The 22,235-nt window shown below is 67.2% G+C and carries 26 protein-coding genes; 10 read left to right on the top strand and 16 right to left on the bottom strand.

Annotated features, from left to right (window positions below; translation table 11 throughout):
- Positions 1 to 556: 556 nt before the first annotated feature.
- The 3 genes from E1298_RS25805 to E1298_RS50530 all read right to left on the bottom strand — a co-directional run bounded on the left by E1298_RS25805 (position 557) and on the right by E1298_RS50530 (position 1,690).
- Positions 557 to 769, bottom strand: coding sequence for a helix-turn-helix domain-containing protein (locus E1298_RS25805; protein ID WP_243725802.1), 213 nt, complete (start codon positions 767 to 769; stop codon positions 557 to 559).
- A gap of 136 nt (positions 770 to 905) precedes the next feature.
- On the bottom strand, positions 906 to 1,295 hold the full coding sequence (locus tag E1298_RS50535; RefSeq protein ID WP_243725803.1) for a GntR family transcriptional regulator: 390 nt from the start codon (positions 1,293 to 1,295) through the stop codon (positions 906 to 908).
- Between the two features lie 188 nt (positions 1,296 to 1,483).
- Positions 1,484 to 1,690: a GntR family transcriptional regulator gene (locus E1298_RS50530; RefSeq protein ID WP_243725801.1), complete on the bottom strand. Its 207-nt coding sequence runs from the start codon at positions 1,688 to 1,690 to the stop codon at positions 1,484 to 1,486.
- Positions 1,691 to 1,770: 80 nt separating this feature from the next.
- Here E1298_RS50530 and E1298_RS25795 point away from each other — a divergent pair, with 80 nt between their 5' ends.
- Positions 1,771 to 2,199 (top strand): NUDIX hydrolase, encoded by a 429-nt coding sequence (locus E1298_RS25795; protein ID WP_131897617.1) that lies wholly within the window; start codon positions 1,771 to 1,773, stop codon positions 2,197 to 2,199.
- A gap of 292 nt (positions 2,200 to 2,491) precedes the next feature.
- On the opposite strand, the gene E1298_RS25790 is transcribed toward E1298_RS25795, so the two are convergent.
- Together E1298_RS25790 and E1298_RS25785 are read right to left on the bottom strand one after the other, a co-directional pair.
- Positions 2,492 to 3,736, bottom strand: a complete 1,245-nt coding sequence (locus E1298_RS25790) for a radical SAM protein (RefSeq protein WP_131897615.1) — start codon at positions 3,734 to 3,736, stop codon at positions 2,492 to 2,494.
- A complete protein-coding gene (locus E1298_RS25785; RefSeq protein ID WP_165975661.1) occupies positions 3,709 to 4,710 on the bottom strand; it encodes a CHAT domain-containing protein in 1,002 nt (333 codons plus the stop codon). Before E1298_RS25785 ends, E1298_RS25790 begins: the two co-directional genes overlap by 28 nt.
- Positions 4,711 to 5,899: 1,189 nt before the next feature.
- Between E1298_RS25785 and E1298_RS25780 the strand changes: the two genes are divergently transcribed.
- Positions 5,900 to 6,496: a class I SAM-dependent methyltransferase gene (locus E1298_RS25780; protein WP_165975660.1), complete on the top strand. Its 597-nt coding sequence runs from the start codon at positions 5,900 to 5,902 to the stop codon at positions 6,494 to 6,496.
- A 118-nt stretch (positions 6,497 to 6,614) separates the two neighbouring features.
- Here the strand turns inward: E1298_RS25780 and E1298_RS25775 are convergent, their stop codons facing one another.
- Positions 6,615 to 7,433, bottom strand: coding sequence for an oxidoreductase (locus E1298_RS25775; protein ID WP_243725800.1), 819 nt, complete (start codon positions 7,431 to 7,433; stop codon positions 6,615 to 6,617).
- A 130-nt stretch (positions 7,434 to 7,563) separates the two neighbouring features.
- Between E1298_RS25775 and E1298_RS25770 the strand changes: the two genes are divergently transcribed.
- The gene (locus E1298_RS25770) at positions 7,564 to 8,460 is read left to right on the top strand and encodes a LysR family transcriptional regulator (protein WP_243725799.1); all 897 of its coding nucleotides are present in this window, start codon (positions 7,564 to 7,566) and stop codon (positions 8,458 to 8,460) included.
- 117 nt (positions 8,461 to 8,577) lie between these two features.
- Here the strand turns inward: E1298_RS25770 and E1298_RS25765 are convergent, their stop codons facing one another.
- Positions 8,578 to 9,117, bottom strand: coding sequence for a GrpB family protein (locus tag E1298_RS25765; protein ID WP_131897607.1), 540 nt, complete (start codon positions 9,115 to 9,117; stop codon positions 8,578 to 8,580).
- A gap of 365 nt (positions 9,118 to 9,482) precedes the next feature.
- Here E1298_RS25765 and E1298_RS25760 point away from each other — a divergent pair, with 365 nt between their 5' ends.
- Complete coding sequence (locus E1298_RS25760) at positions 9,483 to 10,001, top strand: hypothetical protein (protein WP_131897605.1); 519 nt, start codon at positions 9,483 to 9,485, stop codon at positions 9,999 to 10,001.
- A gap of 71 nt (positions 10,002 to 10,072) precedes the next feature.
- On the opposite strand, the gene E1298_RS25755 is transcribed toward E1298_RS25760, so the two are convergent.
- Genes E1298_RS25755 through E1298_RS25745 form a run of 3 tightly spaced genes read right to left on the bottom strand, consistent with a single transcriptional unit; the run spans position 10,073 to position 11,363 of the window.
- Positions 10,073 to 10,738, bottom strand: coding sequence for a hypothetical protein (locus E1298_RS25755; RefSeq protein WP_131897603.1), 666 nt, complete (start codon positions 10,736 to 10,738; stop codon positions 10,073 to 10,075).
- Positions 10,735 to 11,073: a PadR family transcriptional regulator gene (locus E1298_RS25750; protein ID WP_131897601.1), complete on the bottom strand. Its 339-nt coding sequence runs from the start codon at positions 11,071 to 11,073 to the stop codon at positions 10,735 to 10,737. The genes E1298_RS25755 and E1298_RS25750 overlap by 4 nt, the downstream gene beginning before the upstream one ends.
- 14 nt (positions 11,074 to 11,087) lie before the next feature.
- Positions 11,088 to 11,363: a hypothetical protein gene (locus E1298_RS25745; protein WP_131897599.1), complete on the bottom strand. Its 276-nt coding sequence runs from the start codon at positions 11,361 to 11,363 to the stop codon at positions 11,088 to 11,090.
- Positions 11,364 to 11,595: 232 nt separating this feature from the next.
- On the opposite strand from E1298_RS25745, the gene E1298_RS25740 reads away from it, so the two are divergent.
- Together E1298_RS25740 and E1298_RS25735 are read left to right on the top strand one after the other, a co-directional pair.
- A complete protein-coding gene (locus E1298_RS25740; protein WP_131897597.1) occupies positions 11,596 to 12,198 on the top strand; it encodes an RNA polymerase sigma factor in 603 nt (200 codons plus the stop codon).
- A complete protein-coding gene (locus E1298_RS25735; RefSeq protein ID WP_131897595.1) occupies positions 12,195 to 13,259 on the top strand; it encodes a hypothetical protein in 1,065 nt (354 codons plus the stop codon). Before E1298_RS25740 ends, E1298_RS25735 begins: the two co-directional genes overlap by 4 nt.
- A 251-nt stretch (positions 13,260 to 13,510) precedes the next feature.
- On the opposite strand, the gene E1298_RS25730 is transcribed toward E1298_RS25735, so the two are convergent.
- Entirely contained in the window at positions 13,511 to 14,248 is a 738-nt protein-coding gene (locus E1298_RS25730; RefSeq protein ID WP_131897593.1) for an SDR family oxidoreductase, read from the bottom strand.
- Between the two features lie 83 nt (positions 14,249 to 14,331).
- On the opposite strand from E1298_RS25730, the gene E1298_RS25725 reads away from it, so the two are divergent.
- Positions 14,332 to 14,760 carry a MarR family winged helix-turn-helix transcriptional regulator gene (locus E1298_RS25725; protein ID WP_131897591.1) on the top strand — a complete coding sequence of 143 codons (429 nt, stop codon included), beginning with the start codon at positions 14,332 to 14,334 and terminating at the stop codon, positions 14,758 to 14,760.
- A gap of 10 nt (positions 14,761 to 14,770) precedes the next feature.
- On the opposite strand, the gene E1298_RS25720 is transcribed toward E1298_RS25725, so the two are convergent.
- The gene (locus E1298_RS25720; RefSeq protein WP_131897589.1) at positions 14,771 to 15,316 is read right to left on the bottom strand and encodes a YdeI/OmpD-associated family protein; all 546 of its coding nucleotides are present in this window, start codon (positions 15,314 to 15,316) and stop codon (positions 14,771 to 14,773) included.
- Positions 15,317 to 15,535: 219 nt separating this feature from the next.
- Here E1298_RS25720 and E1298_RS25715 point away from each other — a divergent pair, with 219 nt between their 5' ends.
- Positions 15,536 to 15,739 carry a hypothetical protein gene (locus E1298_RS25715; RefSeq protein ID WP_131897587.1) on the top strand — a complete coding sequence of 68 codons (204 nt, stop codon included), beginning with the start codon at positions 15,536 to 15,538 and terminating at the stop codon, positions 15,737 to 15,739.
- 359 nt (positions 15,740 to 16,098) lie between these two features.
- Positions 16,099 to 16,329 carry a BTAD domain-containing putative transcriptional regulator gene (locus E1298_RS51860; RefSeq protein WP_131897585.1) on the top strand — a complete coding sequence of 77 codons (231 nt, stop codon included), beginning with the start codon at positions 16,099 to 16,101 and terminating at the stop codon, positions 16,327 to 16,329.
- Between the two features lie 489 nt (positions 16,330 to 16,818).
- On the opposite strand, the gene E1298_RS25705 is transcribed toward E1298_RS51860, so the two are convergent.
- Positions 16,819 to 18,333: an NsdA family TPR-like regulatory protein gene (locus tag E1298_RS25705; RefSeq protein WP_131897583.1), complete on the bottom strand. Its 1,515-nt coding sequence runs from the start codon at positions 18,331 to 18,333 to the stop codon at positions 16,819 to 16,821.
- Between the two features lie 194 nt (positions 18,334 to 18,527).
- Positions 18,528 to 18,908, bottom strand: coding sequence for a DUF6891 domain-containing protein (locus tag E1298_RS25700; protein ID WP_424923139.1), 381 nt, complete (start codon positions 18,906 to 18,908; stop codon positions 18,528 to 18,530).
- A 176-nt stretch (positions 18,909 to 19,084) separates the two neighbouring features.
- On the opposite strand from E1298_RS25700, the gene glnII reads away from it, so the two are divergent.
- Positions 19,085 to 20,098, top strand: a complete 1,014-nt coding sequence (glnII, locus tag E1298_RS25695; RefSeq protein WP_131897579.1) for a glutamine synthetase — start codon at positions 19,085 to 19,087, stop codon at positions 20,096 to 20,098.
- Between the two features lie 124 nt (positions 20,099 to 20,222).
- Here glnII and E1298_RS25690 read toward each other — a convergent pair whose 3' ends face one another.
- Together E1298_RS25690 and E1298_RS25685 are read right to left on the bottom strand one after the other, a co-directional pair.
- Positions 20,223 to 21,713 carry an ABC transporter substrate-binding protein gene (locus E1298_RS25690; RefSeq protein WP_131897577.1) on the bottom strand — a complete coding sequence of 497 codons (1,491 nt, stop codon included), beginning with the start codon at positions 21,711 to 21,713 and terminating at the stop codon, positions 20,223 to 20,225.
- A 211-nt stretch (positions 21,714 to 21,924) separates the two neighbouring features.
- A partial coding sequence (locus E1298_RS25685) for a hypothetical protein (RefSeq protein ID WP_243725798.1) occupies positions 21,925 to 22,235 on the bottom strand: 311 nt, incomplete at its 5' end.

The following is a 22,235-nucleotide window of genomic DNA, read 5'->3' as shown; positions in this document are numbered from 1 at the left end:
TTGCCAGGATCTGCCATAGCCGAAAAATAGCAGCCCCAGCTCACAGCCGTTGCCCAACAACGAAACCCACAACCTCAACTGTGGATATGTGGATACTGGAGGACACAAGCTTAACTAAATGGCATTGCCTCTTCGGCCGAGAGCTCCCGAAGCTTCCGCGCGCCCAGGGCGGGAATGACGTGGTTCTCGGCGAACGTTCGGTTCATCTCCACTGTGCGTTCCGACCGGCCGCTGAGGCCGTGCTGCAGCCAGTACTCCACCGCCCCGGCGACCGTGTATTTCGCCGGTTCGGACGGCAGCCCGTCCTCGTGGTCGCGCAGAACCTTGCGGAGTGAGACGCACCTGCAGATAGGCGCGCACGTTCCGGGAGGCGCCACGGCACGGATAGGCCGACGACACCTCAATTAGGTCGAACGCCTCGGCCAGGATCTGGGCGCGGCCAACACCTCGTCCGGCAGACCGACCAGCCGGATCCGAAGGCCTGCCGCGGACATGCCCTCAGCGGCCACGGGCCTCATCGCCAGGTCGGGGCCGGGCTTGCGGCGCTCGCGGGTCATCACCTGGCCTCGCTCTCCAGCAGAGCGATGTATTCGGCGATCGCTGAGCCCGGGATCCGGCGCGAGCGACCCTCCTGGACCGACCGCAGCCGGCCCGACCGGATCAGCTCGTAGATCACCGACCGGGACAGCGACAGCAACTCCATCGTCTCGCTGACCCGGTACAGCCGCACCGGCGGCGCCTCAGCGGCGCCCGAAGTCATGGTGGTCATCGAGTTGGAACCTCCCTTGGCGGCCCTGCCGCACAACGGCGAAGACCGGGTGTGTCCGCAGACGTCCCGAAGGACAACTAGACGTCTAGATGAGTACCAACAGAACGTGACGCAACTCGTCTAGATGAGTCAAGCGCTACCGGGCGGGAAGCTCGTACGAGAGGACGTACGCGTCGCTAGACATGACTGTGTCGCAGACCTCAACTGGCCGTCCGGCCTGGTCATAAGCCGTGCGCACCAGGTGGAACACCGGTACCCCCGGCGCGAGCTTCAGCGACCGGGCCTCATCTCGCAGCGGCATCCGGGCCCGGATCTCCTCGGTGAAGTGATCGAGGCGATGGCCGAGCTCCTCCAGGCGGGCGTAGATCCCCCCAGGGCCGCTGTTGGGCTGCGCAATCTGCGAGTCGCGAGCGATTGAGGCCGGAATGTACGAGGTCGCCGTTTCCACGGGATGTCCGTTGAGTAGATACCGACGCGCCCGGACGATGACCAAGTCATCACTCGCAAGATTCAGCTTCGACGCAATCTCTGCCGATGGCTTGCTCTCCGTGACGTCAATGGAGTCGACCGACGGCTTGACGCCGGCCCCCTCGGCTTCGGCGATGAAAGCAGCCTTGCCCTCTTCGCGATGATGCCGAGCAAACCGGTCGGAGGCCAGCCTCCGTACTGGTGGCCGGGACCGAACAAAAACACCCTTGCCATGCTCGGCGACAGTCAGCCCTCACTCTGCAGAATCTGGAGAGCATGACGCACCGTCATCCTGGCCACGTCGTAGTGCCCGATCAATTGGCTCTCCGACGGAAGCTTTTCGCCCGGCGATAGATCCTTGCTGTCAATTGCCGCTCGGAGGTGATCCGCGATCTGCTTGAAGACTGGCCGATCGCTCGTCGGATCCAGGTTTGGCAACTCCAGCTCGCCCACGCGCGGCCAACTCCTCAACTCGTACGTACATGTACTAGCGTTGATCCTAGTAGCCAGACCTGGTCAGAGGAGCTTGCGAAATGCCCGACAGTCGCCACTCCGTCAGCGTGGCCGGGGTCGTCGTCGACGACCAGGGTCGAGCCCTCCTGATCCAGCGCCGCGACAACGGCCACTGGGAGGCGCCCGGCGGCGTTCTGGAGCAGGACGAGGACATCATCACGGGCCTTCGCCGCGAGGTCCAGGAGGAGACCGGCCTGGACGTGACGCCGACCGCCCTGACCGGTGTCTACAAAAACATGACCCGCGGCATCGTGGCCCTGGTCTTCCGCTGCGATGCCGCGGCCGGCTCCCTCCGACAGTCGGACGAGACCTCCGCCTTCCGCTGGGTCACAGCCGACGAGGTCGCCGAGCTGGCCGACGAAGCCTTCGCCATCCGAGTCCAAGACGCCCTGATCGCGCCCTCAACCGTCCCCATCCGCCAACACGACGGCATCCACATCCTCGGCTGAGGTTTACCGGTCGCAGGCCCTGTTTACAAGCAAGATCAGAGGTATCCAGGCCCGTCCACATCCATCCTCTGACCAGCAGCGCAGCTTCCCGCATGTCCACGCCGATCCAAGGTCATCCAGGCCCGTTGTCAACGTTCGTGTTAGCAACGGCTACTGTGGCCTTGGTGGCACTGGGCCTCCTAGGTGCCCTCCGGACGGCGATGGTCTCCGACCGGCCTCGTGCCCCCAGAAGGCTGAGGCCAGGGCGCCTCGCAACATTGATCACAACCGCTTGCCACACTGCTGGAGTCTGCTAACAGTCTCGGGCATCGCTTACATGGCGATAAGCTTGGGAGAACCGCCTTAGGTAGGCGAGTTGAAGCCCATCGCACTCATCAGAGAAGCGACATCCGCCACAGACCTGAAGCTTGGCCGACACCTCACCACGCAGTGTCCGAGAACTGGCGAATGGAGAAACAGCCAACATCGATCGTCGCTGTGACACGGTGTAGGTATTCGCGAGGCCGATCTTCGACGAGATGCACGCTGGGACGTTTGCGACGGACACGGTGGTTCCTCCGGCCGCTCTGGACACTGTCCCGGAAATCAGCTCGACGAAGGCTTGCAGGCTGGGCAATGTCGATTCTGCATTATCGTAAGCAGCCCCTTCGACGATGGGGAATGAGTATCGGACAGTGGCTGCTGGAGCGACCTGCGAGATCAGTTCGATAAGGTCCTCGACTTCCCATGCATTCTGCACGCAGACCACAAAATTGACCTCGACCATAACCCGATCGTCAACAGCCAGCGACTTTAGCGCTCGGAGTGCGAGAGTAAAACTGTTCCTGTGCCGGGTTATGCGGTCGTGGGTCTCGGGGCGTGCACCGTGCAGGGACAAAAGAATATTAGTGACTCCTGATTCGACGATACCGTTCAGGTACAGTGGGTTGGCGATCAGGTGGCCGTTGGTTTGCAGCCCGATGGCCCCGTACCCCTGCTTAGAGGCGTGGCGAACAAGCTCAGGCAGATCCTTCCTGATCGTCGGTTCGCCTCCGGTGAAGACCACGGCTTCGACGGTCGGGATCGAGATCGCTTCGTCCAGAGCGCGAACCGCTTGGTCGAATGTGAGCTTCGGCTCATGTCTTATCCACTCGGTATAGCAGAACACGCATTTACTTCCGCACTGTCCACCCAGTGATAGAGACAGCCAGGTGGGATCGGCCAGATTCCCGAACATCGGGAGGGTGCGCCGATCCGTCGCCAGCATGGGGCTATTGGCTGGCCTTAGTCCGGTCACCGCGAACCGGGTCAACACTGCTGACACGGCGTCATCAGGCAGGGCGTGCGGCCGGATCTCGTCAGCAAGCACGTAAATGACCTGGCCAGAGGGCAGTGCCGTGCACTCCACCATCGGCCGGTCGGGATCGACGTGCCCAGGACCGCCGAGGACGGCCGACCGAAGTGCGTCTACAGGCACCAGGTGGAGTCGCCGATCGGCGTGGTCCAACAACAGCAATTCAGTTGCGTGCATCAGCGCGACCGCCGACTCGGTGCCCACTCGGGCATCCGGTGATTCCCTACCAGCATTACGTGATCACCGGATCGCAGTCCCGCCATTGCAAGGCTGAGCTTGGTGGCAAGAGCCTCGTGTTTCACCAACGTCCAGGAGTACCAGTGGTAGTCGGTCGGGAGGAGTCGTTGGGCCAACACGGTCGCCGCTTCACCGACTGTTGACAAGCGGTTCACCTCAATCACGAAGACCGCGTTCGACTGGCGCATCCCGAGTTCGAGGAAAATTCGGTTCTCCTCGGCCGAGTGCTGTTCTGGCACTCGTACGGACTTCTCACTCAGCAGCAGGAATTCGCAACCGTTTTGCAGGTGCTGCCGGAGTTTTGCTGGGACTCGAGGGTCTTCCGCCCGTCGGATGGACATCGCGGCGTCCGACGCTCCTGCCAGGACGAGTTTGGCTGGGTCGACGCCGCGGCGATGGATCAGTTTCGGTACGTCGGCGTCGGGAAGGCCGTCCACTTTCAGCATCCCCACGCCCTGGGCGAAAGCGGCCTCGACAGAGCGACCGAAGCCGAGCGCGCGGTAGAAGGCGGCGGAGAATTCGATCGCTGCGGCGTCGCTGACTTGGTCGGTCATCCCGATGACGGCGTCAGCCTGCTCCGCTAGCTTTTCCGCCTGGGCAGCCGAATAGCATGCGTTCAGCACGACAACTTGGAGCCACTGACGGAAGTGAGAGAAGATCGTGCTCAATGCCTCTTTGGTCAGTGGCTGGCTCGTGCCTGTTGTCGTCTCGAGGACAATCTGATCAGCTCCCCCGTGGCCGATGAAGTGGACCACGTTCGGCTCAAAGGAGTTGAGCTGATACAGGAGTTCGTCGATCGTGACGGCCCATGCCGACCGAACGGAGAACCGTTGTGCGGCGCTACTCTCCCGGATCTTCTCTTCGATCTTGCGGGTTTCCTCGCCGAGCCGCAGCGGGCCAGTGTCTCGTGGGTTGGCCGCCAAGAGCAGAATCTTGATCAAAATGCCCTCACAAGGGTGTCTGTCATCGAGGAGAAGGGCCACCACTTTCGGCCAAGGGTGGACCGCTGATACAGGACCGAATGAGGATATCTCGTATCTGGTCCTGTGTTGGCGCTTCGGGACTCAGTTAGTTGAGCAGTGGCGAGATCGCCGAGGTGAGTGACGGCCGGGGCGGTGTCACGGCGAGTGTGATCATCGCGCGCGCCGACGATCGAGCGGGCGGGGGGGCGTCCAGCTCTGCGCGGCGGGACCGGACGGAACAGGCCGCATGCCCGGCGCGCAGAGCCGGGCGCGGCCGCCCCCGGCGCCCGCTTGCAGGCGCCCTTGAGCGTGCGGCGGTAGTCCTCATCGGACATCTGTTGGTGCTTGAGGTGAGGAGTCTGTGGTGATCTTGCGGGACTGCCGCTGGGGGCGGTCGGGCAGCTCTGGTCGAGCCGACGGCGCTGGTCGGCGGCAACCAGATCTCGGTGGTGATGGACCGTCATGCAGCGTGCGAAGCCAGGCGGTTTGGGTGTCTAACTGAGTGACAGTCGCGATGGACTCGGGTGGACGTGGGCGACCCATGGGGTACCGGTGCGCAGGACGGGAAGCTGCGTCTTCGCGGGATGGGCTTGGCTTACAAGCGAGTGGCCGCAGGTTCGAAACCTGCCGCGCCCACCCACCCTCAGGGCCATGATCCCCCTTCCGGATCATGGCCCTCGACCTTGTGAGCGACGAGTGCTTCATGAACTCGTGGGCCGTCTCCGGTTCGCGCAGCGCGGGCACAAGGCAGCGTCGAGGCGCTCGGAATGGTCCTGCTGTTGGCCGCATCGAGGGCAGGCCCCGGGCCACCGGTGCTCGCGTTCTCGCCTGCTCATCACACGATCATGCCGTGCCCCTCCAGGGCGCGTATGAGTGCGGCCCGCACGTCTTGAAGCCTGCTCGCCGTCTGCAGAGGGGCCTCTGAGTGCTCACTTCTGCGGTCCGTGCGCGGTAGCGATGTCCGTGTGCGTGCCCGCTCCGGGTTCCCGAGCCGTTTATGTACTACGGACTGTAGTACTATGGATCGTAGTTGATGTGCTCGGCTCAGACGGTGATCGTGGGATGGGAAGCTTCGGGGCCGGCAGCGGTGCAGGGGGTGCAGCAGGCAGGCCACCAGGCGACGGTCCTGGAACAGGCTTCCGCTCACCCGCATAAGGAGGTAGTCCACATGACGAGTTACGCCCGGCTGTACCGCCTACGGCTCACTCCCTGGGAACGCTATGGAAAAGCGGCGTCGGCGAGCATCGCGGCACTGCTGGACCGTGAGGAGGCCGAGCGTTCACGCCCACTCGGCCGTGCGCTCGATCTCGGTTGCGGCCGGGGACAGTTCACGCCCGATCTCGCGTGTCGCGGATGGGAGGCCGTGGGAGTCGATTACGTGCCCGCCGCGATCGAGGCCGCGAAAAGCCGCGACACCAAAGGAGCGACCTACCTTGTGGGAGACGTGACGGACCTGCGGTCGGCCGATCTGGGGGCGTTCGACTTCTTCCTTGACATCGGCTGTTTCCAGGGCTTTGGCGCCGACCAGCGCAGCGCGGTGGGACGGGGAGTCTCTGCCCTTGCCAAGCCCAACGCGACCTTGCTGATGCTCGCCTTCGGCCACAGCCGGATGCGCTCCCGTGTGGGCCGAGTGTCCCAGGCTGAAGTCGAGGAGGCGTTCCCCGAGTGGGAGATGCTCACCGTCGAACCTGCGGAAACCGCAGGGCTGGGTTGGCCGATGAACAAGACCAATCCGCACTGGTACAGGCTGCGCCCACGGACTTGAGAAGCGATTAGGGGAACAGGGGCTGGCGCCGTGAGCCCACTAGCGCGACCCCCGCCCCGAGCGTCATCCGGGACGGCGGGCGGCGATGCCGGGGCGGCGGTCCGAATGTGGCGGGGCCTCATTCCACGTCTGTGGAACGGCTGAGCTTTTCCCATTGCGTTAGATCAGCGTGGAGCAGTTCGTGGTGGGCGGCGATGTGGTCGACGGCGTCGTTGCCCAGCGCGAGCCGCAGTGGCGGCTGGGAGCTGTCAAGGACTTGCAGGATGGCCTGGGCCGCTCTACGCGGGTCGCCCGGCTGGGCGCCGTCCATGCCGTCGACCGACGCGCGGGTCGGACCGGTCGACGCGGCGTATTCTTCGATGGCTGGCGACCGGTGCATCCGCCGGCCACCGAATTCGGTGCGGAACGCCCCGGGCTCCACGATCAGCACGCGGATGCCGAATGGCGCGACTTCTGCCGCCAGCGCCTCGGACAGACCTTCGAGCGCGAACTTGGCCGCGCAGTATGCTCCGAAGCCCGGCATGCTCAGTTGCCCGCCCATCGAGCTCATCTGGACGATCGCCCCTTCGCGTCGTGCGCGCAGGTGCGGCAGGACGGCCTTGGTCACCGCGACGGCTCCGAAGAACATGACGTCCATCAGTGCCCGCAGGTCCGCCAGGTCCAGTTCCTCCACGGCGCCGACGCTGCCGTGGCCGGCGTTGTTGACCACCACGTCCACCCGGCCGAACTCGGCGAGAGTCCGTGCGACGGCGGCGGTCACTTGCTCTTCCTGTGTGACGTCCAGCGGCGCCGTCCGCACCCGCGTTCCGCCGGCCGCGACGAGATCGGCGAGCCGGTCCGGCCGTCGTGCGGTCGCCATCACCCGGTCGCCTGCCGCCAACGCCGCCAACGCCAGCTCCCGGCCGAATCCCGACGAGCAACCGGTGATCAACCACACCCGGCCAGTCTCCGTCATCGTTGCCCACACCCCTGTTCAGATTGCGTGCTGCCGTCTTCACCCTGCCGGGTCCGGACGTGGCCTGACCAACACACGCTTGTTCCTGCGGCTACAGTCAGAACCTGTGACCATGGAGCTGCGTCATCTGCGGTACTTCGTCGCCGTCGCCGACCACCTGGGCTTCAGCCGCGCCGCAAAGCACCTTCACCTCGCCCAGCAGTCGCTGTCGCAGCAGATCGGCGCGCTCGAACGCGAGCTGGGAGTTCGCCTGTTCGACCGCGATGCCCGCGGGACCCGTCTCACGGAAGCCGGACGGGTGTTCCTGCCGGAGGCCCGCGCCGTTCTCGCGAGGGCCGACGCCGCCGTCGTCGTCGCGCAGCGCGCCGGCCGCGGCGAGCTTGGCCGCCTCAATCTGGCGTTCCTCGCCTCCACGGCCAACTACATGCTGCCGCCCGTGGTCAAAGCCCTGCGGGAACGCCTCCCCGACCTTGAGCTCACCACCCACCATGAGCAGATCCACGAACTGGTCGCGGGGTTGCGCGACGGACGGTTCGACGCGGCCTTCACCCGTCCGCCACTCGTCGCCGACCTGGCCACCCGGACAATCGCCACGGAACCGGTCTGCGCGGTCCTGCCGGTCGGGCACCCGCTCGCCGGCCGAGCCGAACTCCGCCTCGCCGACCTGGCCGAGGAGGACTGGGTGCTTTCGCCGCGGGAGTCGTGGCCGCCCTGGCACGAGAAGTACGACCGGGACTTCGCCGCCGCCGGCTTCACCCCCAACGTCGTCCAGCGGGCCGACGGGGCGGCGAACCTGCTCGGGCTCGTCGCCGCCGGCGTCGGTGTGACCCGGCTCGCCCTCTCGGCGAACAGCATTCGCCGCACCGGGGTGGTGTTCATACCACTAGCGGACGATCGAGCCGAAACCGTCGTCGCCTGGATGCCCGCACGCGACGGGCCGGTACAGCGCAACCTGCTCAACATCGCCGCTGACCTCGCCGCGACCGCCGACCTCACGCGCTGGGGCTGAACCTGAGCCGTTGAGCCCGGCCCTACGAGGAGATCAGGGCATCGACCTCACCCCCTGCGCGACCGAACGCGCCGACCCGACCTCGGTATAAGGCCGAACCTGACGGATCAGGTGACACTACGTCCCGGACAACAAGTCTCTGACCAGGGACGTCTTCGCCGCCGTATATGCCTGACGATCGTCGGCATATACGGCGGCAAGCTGGCGCTTGAGCTGGGCATAGGCGTGATGCGCAGCCGGGTCGGAACGAAGCCGGTCCCGGAATTTCAGATACTCGCGCCACTGCGGGCCGCCATGCCGTACCGCATGAACGTGCGCGACACGAAAGAGCGGGCGGGTCTCCAGAACGAACAACCACCCGATCTCTTCTCCACCGTCGCCACGGAACTCATAGCCGAGCGCGGTCACCGCGTCCACAACGTCGACAAGCCGAGCATTGGCCGCGAGGCCTACCGCGATGTCCACGATCGGCTTGGCCGGAAGCCCTGGCACCGAAGTCGACCCCACGTGCTCGACGGCTGTCGCCAGAACCCCCAGAGCAGGGCGCAGCGCCGACGCAAGCTGCTCATACACCTCCGACCAACCGGGCTGGCTATCCATCACCCGAACCGCCCCTTTGGCCAACCCCAGCCGGGCGTCGTCCCACTCCGCACGCACAAGAGCATTCTGCCGAACGCACTCACACTAGGACGGCCCTTGCCCCTACATTCGCTGCCCCATGCTCCGCATCGCCCCGAGTCGCATCCCGACACTCGACCTCGGGCTGGGAGCGCCATGCCCGAGATCTTGGGCACGATCATGCCCGGCGGCAGGCCACCGGCCAGCGCGCGCCCACCATGGCCTTCACAAGGCCTGCGGCGTCCAAGCGCGGTGGCGCCCGGGAGCCCGTTGATTTGTGGGAGTTGCGGCCGGTTGTTCTGCGTGGAGTGTTCACCCGAACCGGTCCTTGTGGGGTAGTGGTCGGCACCAGGACCGGTCCCGGCGGGCTCCTGGTATCCATGGCCGCGGGTGGAGGAGGTGCCTTGACCACAAGCGAACTGGGTCGGTTGGTCCGGCAATACGACACCGATATCCGTGCGCGGCGTATGCGGGTCGTTCTCGCGGTCTGCACTGGGGCTTTGTGGAGTACGGCCGCGTCAACGCTCGCGATTATTGCTTACGCAGAGTCGAACCCCTTCCTCGTGTTCGGGACGGTGCTGTTCTTCCCGGCGACGATCTGTTTGGGGTCCGGGGTCTCAAGATGGTTGCGAATCGAGGGGATCGAGCAGGAGCGCATAGAGCGCTATAAGCAGGGAATCGTGCTCCTGCGCAACAATGCTTCGATGGTGGTCCGCTGGAGTGATATCGACGACATCGGCTGGCGGGTGCTTCGGCCGTCCTCGCTCCTGCGGATCTCAGGCGTGGATCCTGAGTACACGGTGATTCTCAAGGACGGTCATAGCTTCTGGTTCGACAGCAATACCGACGGTTGGGAGGACTTGGCCGGTTCCATCATGGCCGCGCTCACCGAGGTAACAGCCCTAAGGAGGGGCGAGGGTTGATCCATTGTGGACGTGGTCCTCGCGGGCCTGGGCCGCCGACGGTCAGTGACGTGGTGGGTCCGCTTGGGCGGTCAAGCGCGTCTTCGGTGGGCGAGGGGGCGGCGCAGTGCGTAACTCAGGTGGGGCGCCCCTAGCAGCACCGACATCAGGTGCCGCGCGCGAGAACGGCGGGTGGGCAAGTCGGAGAGGAGGCTCAGCCATTCCTCGCCGTAGCGGTCGCGGTCCGTGCGCGGTAGCACCGCTACCGCTGCGCCCAGGAGCGACCGCGATATCCGGCCCGGGCGCCATGACGTTCCAACGGAGCCTTGCTCGTCCAGGCGGGTGAGAACCACGGCGACGGTCTCGATCGTGTTCGCCACCACGCCGAGCGCGTCGGCGTCGCCTACCTTGTCCACTGCGGCGGCCGAGGCCCTCTTGGCGGCGTTTGCGGCTGTCGCGTCGGAGAGATTTCCCGCTTGCTCTGCCGCTCTCGATGCCCAGGCAGCCGCCATTCCGGCACGCATTACCGCGGTCATCGACTCATGCGTTGCGTACTGGCCGGCTGCGGCGCATGCCACCGCTTTGCGTGCGGAGGCCACTGCCGCGGCCATCGCGATCGCCGCGTGTTCCCTGTCGTGTCCTGTGGTCGGCTGGACGACCTTGAACGTTCGGGTCGCGGCGGCGCGGATGCGGTAGAGGGAGGCGGTCATGCGTGCGAGTTGCCGCTTGCCGTCGTCTGAGGTGGGCGGCCGGGTCATGTGCCGGCACCGCCGAGGTCGGGCCGGGTGCGCAAATTGTTCCAGGGGACGGGTGTGGTCGTGCGGTTGGCGCGGGATTTGGCCAATGCGAGGCGCGCTGCCTCGGCGCCGTCGGTGGTGAACTGGTAATAGCGGCGCCGAGGACGGCCCTCGTCGGCGTGCTCGCCGGGGTTCTCCCAGCGGGAGGTGATCCAGCCGGCCTGCTCCAGCCGGGCGATGATCGGGTACACCGTTCCGGTCGGCATGCCGGTGGCGAGCACCATTTCCAGCCCGTACCACTCGCGGCCCGGCTCGACGAGGGCTTGGCGCAGCACTATCTGCGTTTGCAACGTCATTCGCGGCCCGCGGCTCATCGCGGTGCCTCCTCCGGCGCGCCGGAACCGGCGGGCTCTCCGGGAGGGAGGGGCCGGTCGAGCGGAGCGCTGCGGTGGCGGTGCGACCACAAGGTGAACAGCAGCCCGGTCACTCCGGTTCCCACGCCGATCGGCACGCCGACCACCGGTGCCAGCCAGACCAGTGCGGCCACCACGACTCCGGCTGTCACGATCCCGCTGACCAGGAGCGTGTCACGCGGTATGAAGATGCCGGGCGGCCGTTCGGGCGGCTCGTACTCTACATAGGGCATAACTCGTACTCTACATATGGATGCTTCTTCGCGGGGGGCCGTTCGTCCGGCAGGGTGGGCGAGTCCGGTTGGTCGGCTCTGGGCCATCCCGGACGAGGACGGGCCGAACCCGCGCCGCGCGTCACCGGCGGCGGGTCCGCCAAGGTGATGGAAGGGGGACGTGGCGTGCGGGCAACAACCGGTGAAATCTGTCCACGCCGATGGATAGGGCCTCATCTTGAAGGAGCCACGCATGGCCGTTCCCCCCGATGTCGCCGCAGAGGCCGGCGATGCCTCGGTCATAGAACGGTCCTGGCATGAGCCCGAACGGTTCGGCGCGATCTTCGACACGTACTTCGCGGAGATTCACCGGTACGTGGCGCGGCGCCTCGACGTGCATATCGCCGACGACATCGCGGCCGAGACGTTCCACATCGCGTTCCGGCGGCGTCGAACCTATGACCTGACCCGCGGTAACGCCCGTCCCTGGCTGTACGGGATCGCCACCAACCTGATCGGCCGGCACCGGCGCGACGAGGTGCGCAAGTTCCGCGCGCTCAAGCGCATGCCGGTCGACACCGGCGGCGCCGACGGCCACGACGAGCGGGTCGCCGCCCGGGTGAGCGCACAGCAGGAGGTGAGGGGCCCGCTGGCCGAGGCGGTCGCGGGCCTGCCCGCCAAGCAGCGGGACGTGGTGCTGCTGATGGTGCTCGCCGAACTGTCGTACGAGGAGGTCGCCCAGGCTCTGGACGTCCCCTTCGGCACCGTGTGCTCCCGATTCAACCGGGCTCGAAGGAAACTGCGTGAGGCACTGGGCGGGACCAATCCCCTGGGTGACGAGGAGAGGACCCGATGAACGAACTCACCGAAGTGCGGGCGCTGTTCGATGACCCGCCCGCGCCGACGGCGGAGGTCATGGCGGCTGCGCGCGCGCGCCTGACCGAGGACGAAACACCCCGGACGGTACAGCGCCGGAGACGATGGGGGCTCGGCCTGGCAGCCGGGGTGGCCGCCGCAGTGGTGGCGGCTGCCTCCATCGGAGGCGGGGCGGAGGCGCCCAAGCCGCCGAAGGAACAGGCCGCCGGGGAGCATGATGCCGCGCGGCGGATGCTGCTCGTCGCCGCGTCCAAACTGGAGAAGGAACAGCCGCTGACGCCGGGCCGCTACTGGCGGCAGCGGACGGTCCATGGCCAGGCGTATCACGTGCCCCCAGGCAAGGGGTACACGGTCTATACGGAGGTGGAGAACGACTCCTGGGAGGCGAGGTCGAAGCGGGACCGCCGGTACTTCTCCGTCCGGGCCAATCCGGTGGGGCCGCGGACGCCCGAGGACGAGGCGGCCTGGCGGCAGGCCGGATCACCCGCCCGCTGGACGGTCGGCTCGGACGGCGACAAGCTCAGCTTGACCAGGGACAACAAGCCCTTGGAGGAACAGCGTCCGACCTACGTCCGGAATCCGAACAAGGGACTGGTGAGCCCGGAGACCCGTCTCCGCTTCGGTGCGGACCCGGCGGCGTTCGTGGCGCTGGTCCTCAGGGACGCGGGCTTCGTGGACGGCAGCGCCAACGAGCTCATGGTCGGGAGCCTGTACCTCGGCGACAAGCTGGCGGCGCCGAAGGCCAGGGCGGCGGTGTTCCGGAGGCTGGCCGGCCTGCGCGGCGTCCGGTCGATCGGAGAGGTGCAGGACGCCCGCGGCCGTCAGGGAATCGGGCTGGCCGCGCCCTGGGTCGAACGGGTCGACGGGTCGGTCGTCGAATACCAGCTCGTCCTGGACCCGAAGACGTACGACATCCTCGGCGACCAGTCCATCGTGAAGAAGGAGGGCCGGAACGGGCTGCGGCCCGGCGTCCGCTACGACTACACCTGCACGCTGAGCGAGGGGTGGACGAACGAGACACCCCCGGCCGCCAAGCCGTAAAGCGTTAATCCGGACTTCCCGCCGTGAAGTCGGACGTCCGGCTGCGCGTGGCGCCCTTCCTGTGAAATACTCATCGGCCCGTGCCTACCGGAGAACAACCGGGAAGTAGGCGCGGGCCGATGTCTGATGACCTCACGTGGGTCGGCCTGCTGGCGCCGGCGGCGTCGATGACGGCCCGGCGCTGAGGTCACCGGTTATGGACAAGCCTGCCGCTGAGAGGCAGGACGGCGCTTTCCTGAGTTCGGCGGGCGTCAGGACAGGCCGCCATCGACGGTGATGCTCTGGCCGGTTATCCATCGGGCCGCATCGGAGGCGAGGAAGCCGATGACCTCGGCGATGTCCTCCGGCTCGCCCAATCGGCCGAGTGGGGTCTGGGCGACGAGCGCTTCGACCGGTGCGGAAGCGGCCGCGAATCCGTCGGTGTTGGTCGGGCCGGGCAATACGCTGTTGACGGTGATGCCGCGCGGGCCGATTTCACGGGCGAAGGTGCGGGCGAGGTGCTCACCGGCGGCCTTACTGGCGGCGTACAGGGCTTCGCCGGGCGGGTTGATGCGAGTGGCCGCCGAGGAGATGAACACGATCCGGCCGCCGTCGCGCATCCTGCGTCCGGCTTCGCGCAGCGCGACGAAGGTGGCCTGGGCGTTCAGCGAGAAGGCGTGCTCGTAGTCTCCGTCGGCGGCGGAGGCCAGCGGAGCCCGTACAAAGCCCGCGGCATTGTGCACCAGCACGTCCAAGCCGCCGTAATGGTGCTCGGCCGCGTCGAAGAGCGTGCGGAGTTCGGCAGGGTCGGCGGCGTCCGCGCGCGTCGTCATGGCGCGGCCGCCGCCTGCTTCGATGGCGGCGACCACCTGCTTCGCCGAGGCGGCGTCGGTGCGGTAGTTGACGACGACGGCCGCCCCACCGGCGGCGAGCCGCAGCGCGGTCGCCCGGCCGATCCCGCGTGAGCCCCCGGTGACAACCGCTACCCGGCCTGTCGTGTTCGACGACATCGCACTCCTTTAGTTGATGATGTGGACTATTGATGTGATCCACTAAATAGTGGACATCATGGACTGTCAAGTACCCTCGGCTCATGGGACGCCCCGCACACGATCCGGAACTCGCAGAAGCGTTGCTCGAACTGGGCTGCGTCCTGGAAGGAATCAGGGGCACCGCGAGCCGGGAGCTGGGGCTCACCCCTCAGCAGGCCCAGCTGCTCACCATGGTGGATCCCCACGAGCTGACCCACGGTGAGCTGGCGAGCCGGTTGCATTGCGACAAGACCAACATCACCGGCCTGGTCGATCGGCTGGAACGGCGCGGGCTGGTACGGCGGCAGCCCGATCCCGTGGATCGCCGGGCGGCCAAGGTGGTCCTCACCGAGCAGGGCGCCGCGCTGGTCTCACGCTTCCGGGAAGCGGTCGGCACGGCGATCGCGGGGCATCTCGCGTCCTGGCCGGCCACCCGTCACCAGCAGCTCATCACCCTCGCGCGCACCGCGACCGAGGCGCTCCGCCGATAGGCGGCGCGGGCTACCTCTGGGTTGCCAGCCGCTCGATCGTCCGGGCCAGGATCTTCGCGCGTGCCTCCGGAGTGCGGGCCTTGAGCAGCGGCAGGATCGCGGCGTACCGCTCGGATCGGCCGAGGCGTTCGAAGGCGGCGTTGGCGCGGGCGTCGTCGGCCAGCGCGGCCGCGAGATCGGGTGGGACGGAGGCGGTGCGCTGCGACTCGTACGCCGCGTCCCACCGTCCGTCCGCCTGGGCCGCCTCGACTTCCGCGAGCCCGCCCGGGCGCATGCGACCGGCCGATATCAGCGCCTTGGCCTTCGCCACATTGACCTTCGACCATGAGCTCTTGGGACGACGGCGCGAATACCGCTGGAGGAATGACACATCGTCATACGCCTTGCGCTGACCGTCGATCCAGCCGTGGCACAGGGCCACGTCGAGCGCCTCGGAGATCGTGACCAGGACGATCCCGGAGTGCCGCTTGGCGATGCGCAGCCATGCCTCGGTCCGCGCCTCGTGCTGCGCCTCCAGCCAGGACTCCCACGCCGCGGCATCGGGAAACTCCAGCATGTCCACGCTATACCCGCCCGGTGAAGGTCACGTCGTCTCTCCAGTGTGTGGTGCCTGCGGTGACACTATCCGCATTCCAGGAGGTGGCGTGCCCGGACTCCGGCGCGTGACGCCCGCAGCGGCTCCGAATTCGGGTGCCTATCCGCGGTGTCGACCTTGCGCGTCCGCGTCGTCCGATAACCGGTTGGCCGACGTCTGCCCGCCTGGGACGATCAGCGCATGAGCGGTGAGTGGGAGGCTCTTGACGAACTGATCGTCGAAGGTCGAATACTCTCAGCGGTCTACTGGATCAGGGCGGCATTCGAATGCAGCCTGCAAGAAGCCGTGCAGTTCCTCTACGCCCGGTACGACCGCCTCCGTCAGACGCGCCCCGACGACTTCGCTAAGAGCCACGAAGACTACTGGCGGGATGTCTATACCTGAGAGCCCGAACGGCCTCGAACATGATGGTGCTCGACGCCGGGGTGTCCACGGGTGTGCGCGCCTCCGTCAGACCGTGGTCCGAGCAGGGTGTCCCAAGCCGGCCGCGAGCGATCGGGATCATCGAGCATCGGTGGCCAGCGGCCTGCTGCCCTCCCGGTTGGCGGCGGATCTGCTGCTCGATGCCGGGGCGGCGGCGATCGGTGTCAGTACCTCGGCGGACGGGCGGCCATCACTGCTGCACGACGTCGCGAAACGACACGGCTCGGACCGGGTCGTCGGCGTGCTCAACGTGATGCGCAGCGGAGGAGGTACCTGGACGGTGTGCGTCGACGGGGGCAAGCGCCGCACCCGGCTGGCCAGTGCGGCTGCACGCCCATGCCCCTGGCTACCGCCTCGATGCGCCGATCGACTGCGCCGACGTCGACCGGTTCCGTCTGGGCTGCACCGAGGCGGAGGAATTGCGGGAACGGGCGCCTGCGAGGGCGGCGCACCGGTATCGGGAAGCGCTGGGGTTGTGGCGGGGGCCGGCGCTGCAGGACGTCCCGGCAGGACCGATCCGCGACCGTGAGGCTGCACGGCCGCGCCGATGACGCCTTGGACGCCTATCAGCGAACCCGCAGCAGCATTGTCGCCGAACTCGGTATCGGGCCGTCCCCGATGCTGGAACTCGGTCTACGCCGACTCCTGGAGCGCGACGGTGCCGCTCCAGGCCGCCCCGTCGGCGTCGCGCGCTGACCGGGCCCGTCCCGGATGGCGCTGAGCGGGCCCGTCCCGGATCTCACGCGGCGGACGGGGCCGCCACATATTGGCTCCGCCCGGGCCGCGGCCTGCCAGTACGCGCCGATCGCCTCATGCAACCGGCGTGCGGCGAATACCGCCGCCCGCTCGTCGTCGCCTGCGGTGAGACCTTCCTCGACCACCTGCCGCGCCTGCTGTTCGAGGTCATCTGACTGACCTCTCCCGTAGTACCAGGGGAACTCCTACGGAACCGGCAGGTCTGAGGATGCGACCAGTTCCAGCATCCGATCGCTTTCCGGGAAGTAGTTGACCATGTCCCATGACGGTCTGACGTGTGCTTTTCAGAGCGCGTGCAGGGCGTTCCCACTGGCGGGCGTGGGCGTCTTGCCGGCCGTGAGGTCGGCCCGTCGGAGCAGGGTTCGGGCTGCGGCGTGGTTGGCATGGGTGCGAAGGCGGGAGCGCATGTCGCGGAGGGCGGTGCGGACGCGTCCGCATTGGACGGTCGGGTAGTTGTTGAGGAATCGGTACCAGGTGTCGATGGCCTGGTCGAGCCGACCGCAGGCGAGTTGAAGTTCTGCCAGATCGGCCAGGGCGATCGTCCGGGCGCGGCGCTCGACGGCTGAGCGGCGGCGGATGGAGTCTTTGAGGTCGTTGATGGCGGCGAACTGCTCACCCAGGAGTCTGTGGGCGTTGGATTGTTGCTGGGCGTGGTCAGCATGGTGGTAGTAAGTGCCGACGGCGATCCGGATCCGGCAGTCGCATCCCAGCCGCGCCTGGGCGGATTGCAGATGGTACTGAGTGCCTGCTCTGTCTCCTGCGGCGGCGTGCGCCACGGCGACCTCGCTGTGCAGGAGCGCCTGGGTCTGCGGTGCGGCCGGGGCCGGCGTCTCCAGCGCGGCGTGCGCGAGGTCCAGGGCCTGCTGGCGGTGGCCGAAGTGCCGGGCCTGCATGCTCAGGGCTCGGAGACCAAGGGCGTAGGCAGTGGGATCACCGGCCTGGGCCGCCAGCGCCAGCGCCGCGTGGAAGTAGCGCTGGGCGGCTCCATGCAGTTCGTCCTCGTAACACAGATGACCGCACAGATAGGTCAGGCGCGCGGCCGCCGAGTGGAGCGAGAAACGAATCCGAGTTCCGATGTCGGCCCGCAGCCAACCGGCTACCGGAGCGGCCAGATAGGCCGACAGCGCGGGACGGACGAGACCGGCGCCGGTGAGGGCGTCGGAAACGGCGAACGCCTCGGTCATGGCCGTCGCCGCGACCACCTCGGCTCGCCCCACGGGTGTCTTCTGCTCGCCGCGATGGTGGTGCACCACGGTGCCCGCGATCTCGCCCCAGGAGGGAACTTGCAGGGCCGCCCTGTTGTACACCAGATTGTGCAACCCTTGGTCGCTGCCCGAGGTGCCCGGTGCCAGCGCCGTCAATTGCTTGAGCGGATCGTCCATCCCTTGCTGGAACGGGTCACCCGCCCGACCTTGACCGCCGCCGAAGCCCGCCGCACTAGGGGTGACGGTGCGCCCAAGGCGGCGGCTCAGGACCTCGGCGACCAATGACGGCGCGGGATGGCGCGGTTGGATGCCCCTCAACCACCGCGATACCGCGGCTCGTCCGTAGGTCGTCGTCATGTTGTTCTCGCTGGCCAACTGGTTGACGGCCCGCGCCAGGACGGCTCCGCTCAGCCGCGCCTCGATCAGGAGCGCCTGAAGCTGATCATTCGACTTTAATGGCATTGCGCCTACCTTCCTCTGCAAGGAGACTCGGATCCGACGATTCCGCGCCTGTGGAACGGTCTCACGCGAGAATTGATATGACACTTGACTTTGCGCTTCCAATATTCTTTCAGTCAGATTGCCCTCATCCATTCTTCATACGCGTGTCATTTGGATAGGGATGACCGTGGAGCCGATAAAGGACGTCCATTACTTGGAATGCTTACTCGCTGTCACGGAGACCGCGAAGACCGGGATATCTCGCCTGCCTTTAATGCGGAGGCGACGGCCGGTATTAACCCAGAGGCACCCGCTTGAGGCGCAACCCGTCCGCTGTGGTCAAAGCGCTACGCGCGCCGGCCGGGGGCGGTGTGCGGGCTGTCCGAGCAGGGCGCGGAGTTGGGGTTCCTCGGCGCGGGTGCGCAATGGGTGTTGCGGTGGTTGTGCTGGAACTCGACAGGGCGAAAGACGTTCAGCCCGAGGCTCTCCGGCTGCCGTCCCGACCCGCGCTTCGGAGGCCAGGTGGACGACTCGGCGTCCTGGCGGTGGAAGAAGGCATAGCCGCGCCGCTGCTCGCCCTCGGGGATCTCGCCGCCCATCTCGGCGATCCCGCGGTTCTGGCGGCAGGCGAAGTCGGCGCGGGCGACGATCCCGGCGGCGTCGAGGTCGCGGAACGCGCGGAGGAGGCGGACGCGGTCGCGCCGTTCGGGGGGTTCAAGCTCGTGCAGGGCGACGAGTATGTCCGGACAGAGGCGGAGTGTGAGGAAGGTCGCAGAGGATCGGGGCAGGTCACGTTGCGTTTTACATGGCGTTCACACATGGGCAACAGGTCCGAAATGGCGCGTTGGCAGCTTCAGAAGAGCCGAAACCCACAAGGCCCCCGGCATGGACGAAGGGATCGACGTTGAGCTACAAGGCCGAGTACATCTGGATCGACGGCACGGAGCCCACCGCGCGGCTGCGGTCCAAGACCAGGATCCTCCCGGACGGCGCCGACCTGCCGGACTGGGGTTTCGACGGCTCCAGCACCAACCAGGCGCCCGGTGACAACTCGGACTGCGTGCTCAAGCCGGTCTTCTCCTGTCCCGACCCCATCCGCGGCGGGGACCACAAGCTCGTCCTGTGCGAGGTCTTCCTCGTGGACGGCACGCCGCACGAGACCAACACGCGCGCCCAGTTGCGTCCGATCGCCGAGCGGTACGCGGCGCAGGACTCCTGGTACGGCATCGAGCAGGAGTACACGTTCTTCAAGGACGGGCGGCCCCTCGGGTTCCCCGAGCGCGGGTTCCCGGCCCCGCAGGGCTTCTACTACTGCGGCGTCGGCTCCGACGAGGTGTTCGGCCGCGAGATCGTCGAGGCGCACATGGACGCGTGCCTGGACGCCGGGCTGAAGCTCTCCGGCATCAACGCCGAGGTCATGCCCGGCCAGTGGGAGTTCCAGATCGGCCCGGCCGGGCCGCTGGAGGTCGGCGACCACATGTGGGTCGCCCGGTGGCTGCTCTACCGCATCGCCGAGGAGTTCGACGTGTCCGCGACCCTCGACCCGAAGCCGGTCGAGGGCGACTGGAACGGCGCCGGCGCGCACACCAACTTCTCCACCAAGGCCATGCGCGAGGGCTACGACGCGATCATCACCGCGTGCGAGGCGCTGGCGGAGAAGGCCCAGGAGCACGTCCTCGGCTACGGCGCCGACATCGAGCGCCGCCTGACCGGCATGCACGAGACCGCGCCGTGGAGCGAGTTCAGCTACGGCGTGTCCGACCGCGGCGCCTCCGTCCGCATCCCGTGGCAGGTCGAGGTCGACAAGAAGGGCTACATCGAGGACCGCCGTCCCAACGCCAACGTCGACCCGTACGTGGTGGCCCGCCTGATCACGGGCACCTGCTGCGCGGCGCTGGAGAAGGTCGGCCAGGTCTGATCGCCTGACGCGAGGATCCCGGGGGCCGCTGGCCCCCGCGATCCAGGGTTCCCGAGGCAATGGGGGAAGAGTCCTGTTGCGCTCACGGCCATCGGCGGACGATCAGCCTGGACGGGGCGCCGGGCTAGGGGCATCTGGTCGTTGCCGGGTGGACTTGGGCCGTGTGGGTGATCGGGCTGCGGGCGTCTTTGACAGGGCAGAGTTGAACGACCACGGGGGACGTGTCGTCGCGGTTGCCGTTGTTGTCGAAGGTGATGTTGCCGCCAGCTGCGGCGACCGAGCGGCCGCCCCTGGCGAAGCCGCCGATGGCGGTGTTGACCTGCGTGGGCGTGACCTTCTGCCCGGCACTGACGGTGTTCAGGGCGGCGGCGATGGTGAACATGCCGTCGTGCCCGTTGACGGCCCAGCCCGCGTCAAGGTGAGTCGCCTGAAAGCCGAGGTCGGTGAACGTCTTGCGGAGTTGACCGAAAGCGGTGCTACGCGTCCTGGCGAGCACATCGGGGTCGGCCAGTGTTGAGTAGACCAGGCGGACCTTGCCCTCCTTGAACGTGGTGCTGTTGAGGGCTTTCCAGCGCTGCGACTCGACGGACGGGTCGGTCTCTTGGGCCCGCATCCGGGCGGCGTCGGATGTGCTCGCGACCGTGATGTTGGAGAACTGGCACTGGCCGTTGGCCGACTCGTCGGCGACCGTCTGAAGGAATCGGGGAAGGTCGCGGGCGCGCGCCGCGTAGAAGACGTTGACAGCCCCCTTGCTGTTGCAGATCCGCTGCGCGGACTGCTTCACGGTCCCTCCGTCGCTCGGGTCGAACCGCACTTCCTGGGCGTTGCCGAACCGGCGGTGCAAGAGCGGCAGCGTCGTGCACGTGTACGGGTCGTCCGTCGTGGTCGGGGTCATGATGAAGTTGAACCTGCCCGACTTGAAGTACTGGGCGAGCTGCTCGACCTGCACACCGTTGCGAAACGCGACCCGGTAGAAGAAGCCCTGGCCGACGCCGTCCTTGTAATTGGCGTCGCTGCACCCGCCGAAGTCGGGACGGTCGTCCTTGGAGCCGTTCTTGTCGAAGCCCTCGGCCGTGATCACGTCGCCGATCATCGGGATGCGACGGTCGGCGAAGACCTTCGCGGCGTCAGCCGTCCGCTGGTCGCTCAGTCCCATGCCCACGACCGCCACGACGTCGTCCGACATCCGTTTCGCCACGGAGGTCGCCGCCTGCTCGTCCGCGCCCATCTGCCCGACCTGGACGCGGACCGGATGGATGCACCCGGACTTGTCCTGGTTGGCCCGGGCCTGCGCGGCGACGACGCCTTCGAGCAGATGGACGGCTCGGCCCCCGGCGTCCCTCGACGTCAAGGTCATCAGCGCGCCGACCGTCACGGCGCGGGAGCGTTTGCCGCACGATCCGTCGTGCGCGTCGGCGTTCTGCGCCGCCAGCTTCCGCATCACCGAACGCAGCTCGGGCCGGTTGAACGCGTACTCTCCCTCGGAGATCCCGACGCACTCGCCGCCCTTGCTCCAGACGTCACCGCTGGGCGCGAGGCCGGGACGGCAGCTGCGCCGCGGAACGGCCCAGCTCAAGGCCGGGATCAGGCTGATGAGAAGCGCCACGATCGCCACGGCCGCGACCAAGCGCCACCAGGTGGACGCGAGCTCTCCCAGCCACGATCGCGACCAGCGCCTGCGCCGTATCCTCTGCCGTTTCCTCTCTGGGAAGATCAGCCACTTGAATCGGCGATTCCTCGCTTGTGCATTGTCGTTCATGGGGTGTCGGTCTCCCAGGTGCAGCGGCCGTCCGGCCGCATCGGCGGGCGTGCGCCGCGCAGGCGGATCAGGCCAGCTCGGCTGCGAGCGCTTCGTAGTACTGCTGTTGCTCCAGAAAACGGAGCTGGACCTGGTCATCGAGCTGCTGGAAACTCTGGCAGACGGCCAGGTAGCACTGCCGAAGCTCCGTCCTGTCGCTGAACGACAGGTCGGCGAGGCGGTGCCGGGTCAGGACGAGACGCTTGAGGGCGGCGCGCCGGGCGGGGTGAAGCGGGTCCGGCGGGTTGTCGCCGTGCGGTCCCTCTGGCGCCGATTCCTCCTGCCCTGCGCCCGGCGGCGGCACGCCAGGTGAAGGCGGTGCGGGATTCGGGCGGGGTG

This window comes from Actinomadura rubrisoli, assembly GCF_004349215.1.
In the GTDB taxonomy this organism is placed as follows: domain Bacteria; phylum Actinomycetota; class Actinomycetes; order Streptosporangiales; family Streptosporangiaceae; genus Spirillospora; species Spirillospora rubrisoli.
Note: the sequence above shows the minus strand (reverse complement) of the source record. Positions and strands in the feature narration are given on the sequence as shown.

Excerpts from the sequence above, each read along its gene's own strand:
- E1298_RS25805 (WP_243725802.1), bottom strand. The coding sequence starts at position 769 with ATGACCACCATGACTTCGGGCGCCGCTGAGGCGCCGCCGGTGCGGCTG.
- E1298_RS25795 (WP_131897617.1), top strand. The coding sequence starts at position 1,771 with ATGCCCGACAGTCGCCACTCCGTCAGCGTGGCCGGGGTCGTCGTCGAC.
- E1298_RS25780 (WP_165975660.1), top strand. The coding sequence starts at position 5,900 with ATGACGAGTTACGCCCGGCTGTACCGCCTACGGCTCACTCCCTGGGAA.
- E1298_RS25770 (WP_243725799.1), top strand. The coding sequence starts at position 7,564 with ATGGAGCTGCGTCATCTGCGGTACTTCGTCGCCGTCGCCGACCACCTG.
- E1298_RS25755 (WP_131897603.1), bottom strand. The coding sequence starts at position 10,738 with ATGACCCGGCCGCCCACCTCAGACGACGGCAAGCGGCAACTCGCACGC.
- E1298_RS25750 (WP_131897601.1), bottom strand. The coding sequence starts at position 11,073 with ATGACGTTGCAAACGCAGATAGTGCTGCGCCAAGCCCTCGTCGAGCCG.
- E1298_RS25745 (WP_131897599.1), bottom strand. The coding sequence starts at position 11,363 with ATGCCCTATGTAGAGTACGAGCCGCCCGAACGGCCGCCCGGCATCTTC.
- E1298_RS25740 (WP_131897597.1), top strand. The coding sequence starts at position 11,596 with ATGGCCGTTCCCCCCGATGTCGCCGCAGAGGCCGGCGATGCCTCGGTC.
- E1298_RS25735 (WP_131897595.1), top strand. The coding sequence starts at position 12,195 with ATGAACGAACTCACCGAAGTGCGGGCGCTGTTCGATGACCCGCCCGCG.
- E1298_RS25730 (WP_131897593.1), bottom strand. The coding sequence starts at position 14,248 with ATGTCGTCGAACACGACAGGCCGGGTAGCGGTTGTCACCGGGGGCTCA.
- E1298_RS25725 (WP_131897591.1), top strand. The coding sequence starts at position 14,332 with ATGGGACGCCCCGCACACGATCCGGAACTCGCAGAAGCGTTGCTCGAA.
- E1298_RS25720 (WP_131897589.1), bottom strand. The coding sequence starts at position 15,316 with ATGCTGGAGTTTCCCGATGCCGCGGCGTGGGAGTCCTGGCTGGAGGCG.
- E1298_RS25715 (WP_131897587.1), top strand. The coding sequence starts at position 15,536 with ATGAGCGGTGAGTGGGAGGCTCTTGACGAACTGATCGTCGAAGGTCGA.
- E1298_RS25705 (WP_131897583.1), bottom strand. The coding sequence starts at position 18,333 with ATGGATGAGGGCAATCTGACTGAAAGAATATTGGAAGCGCAAAGTCAA.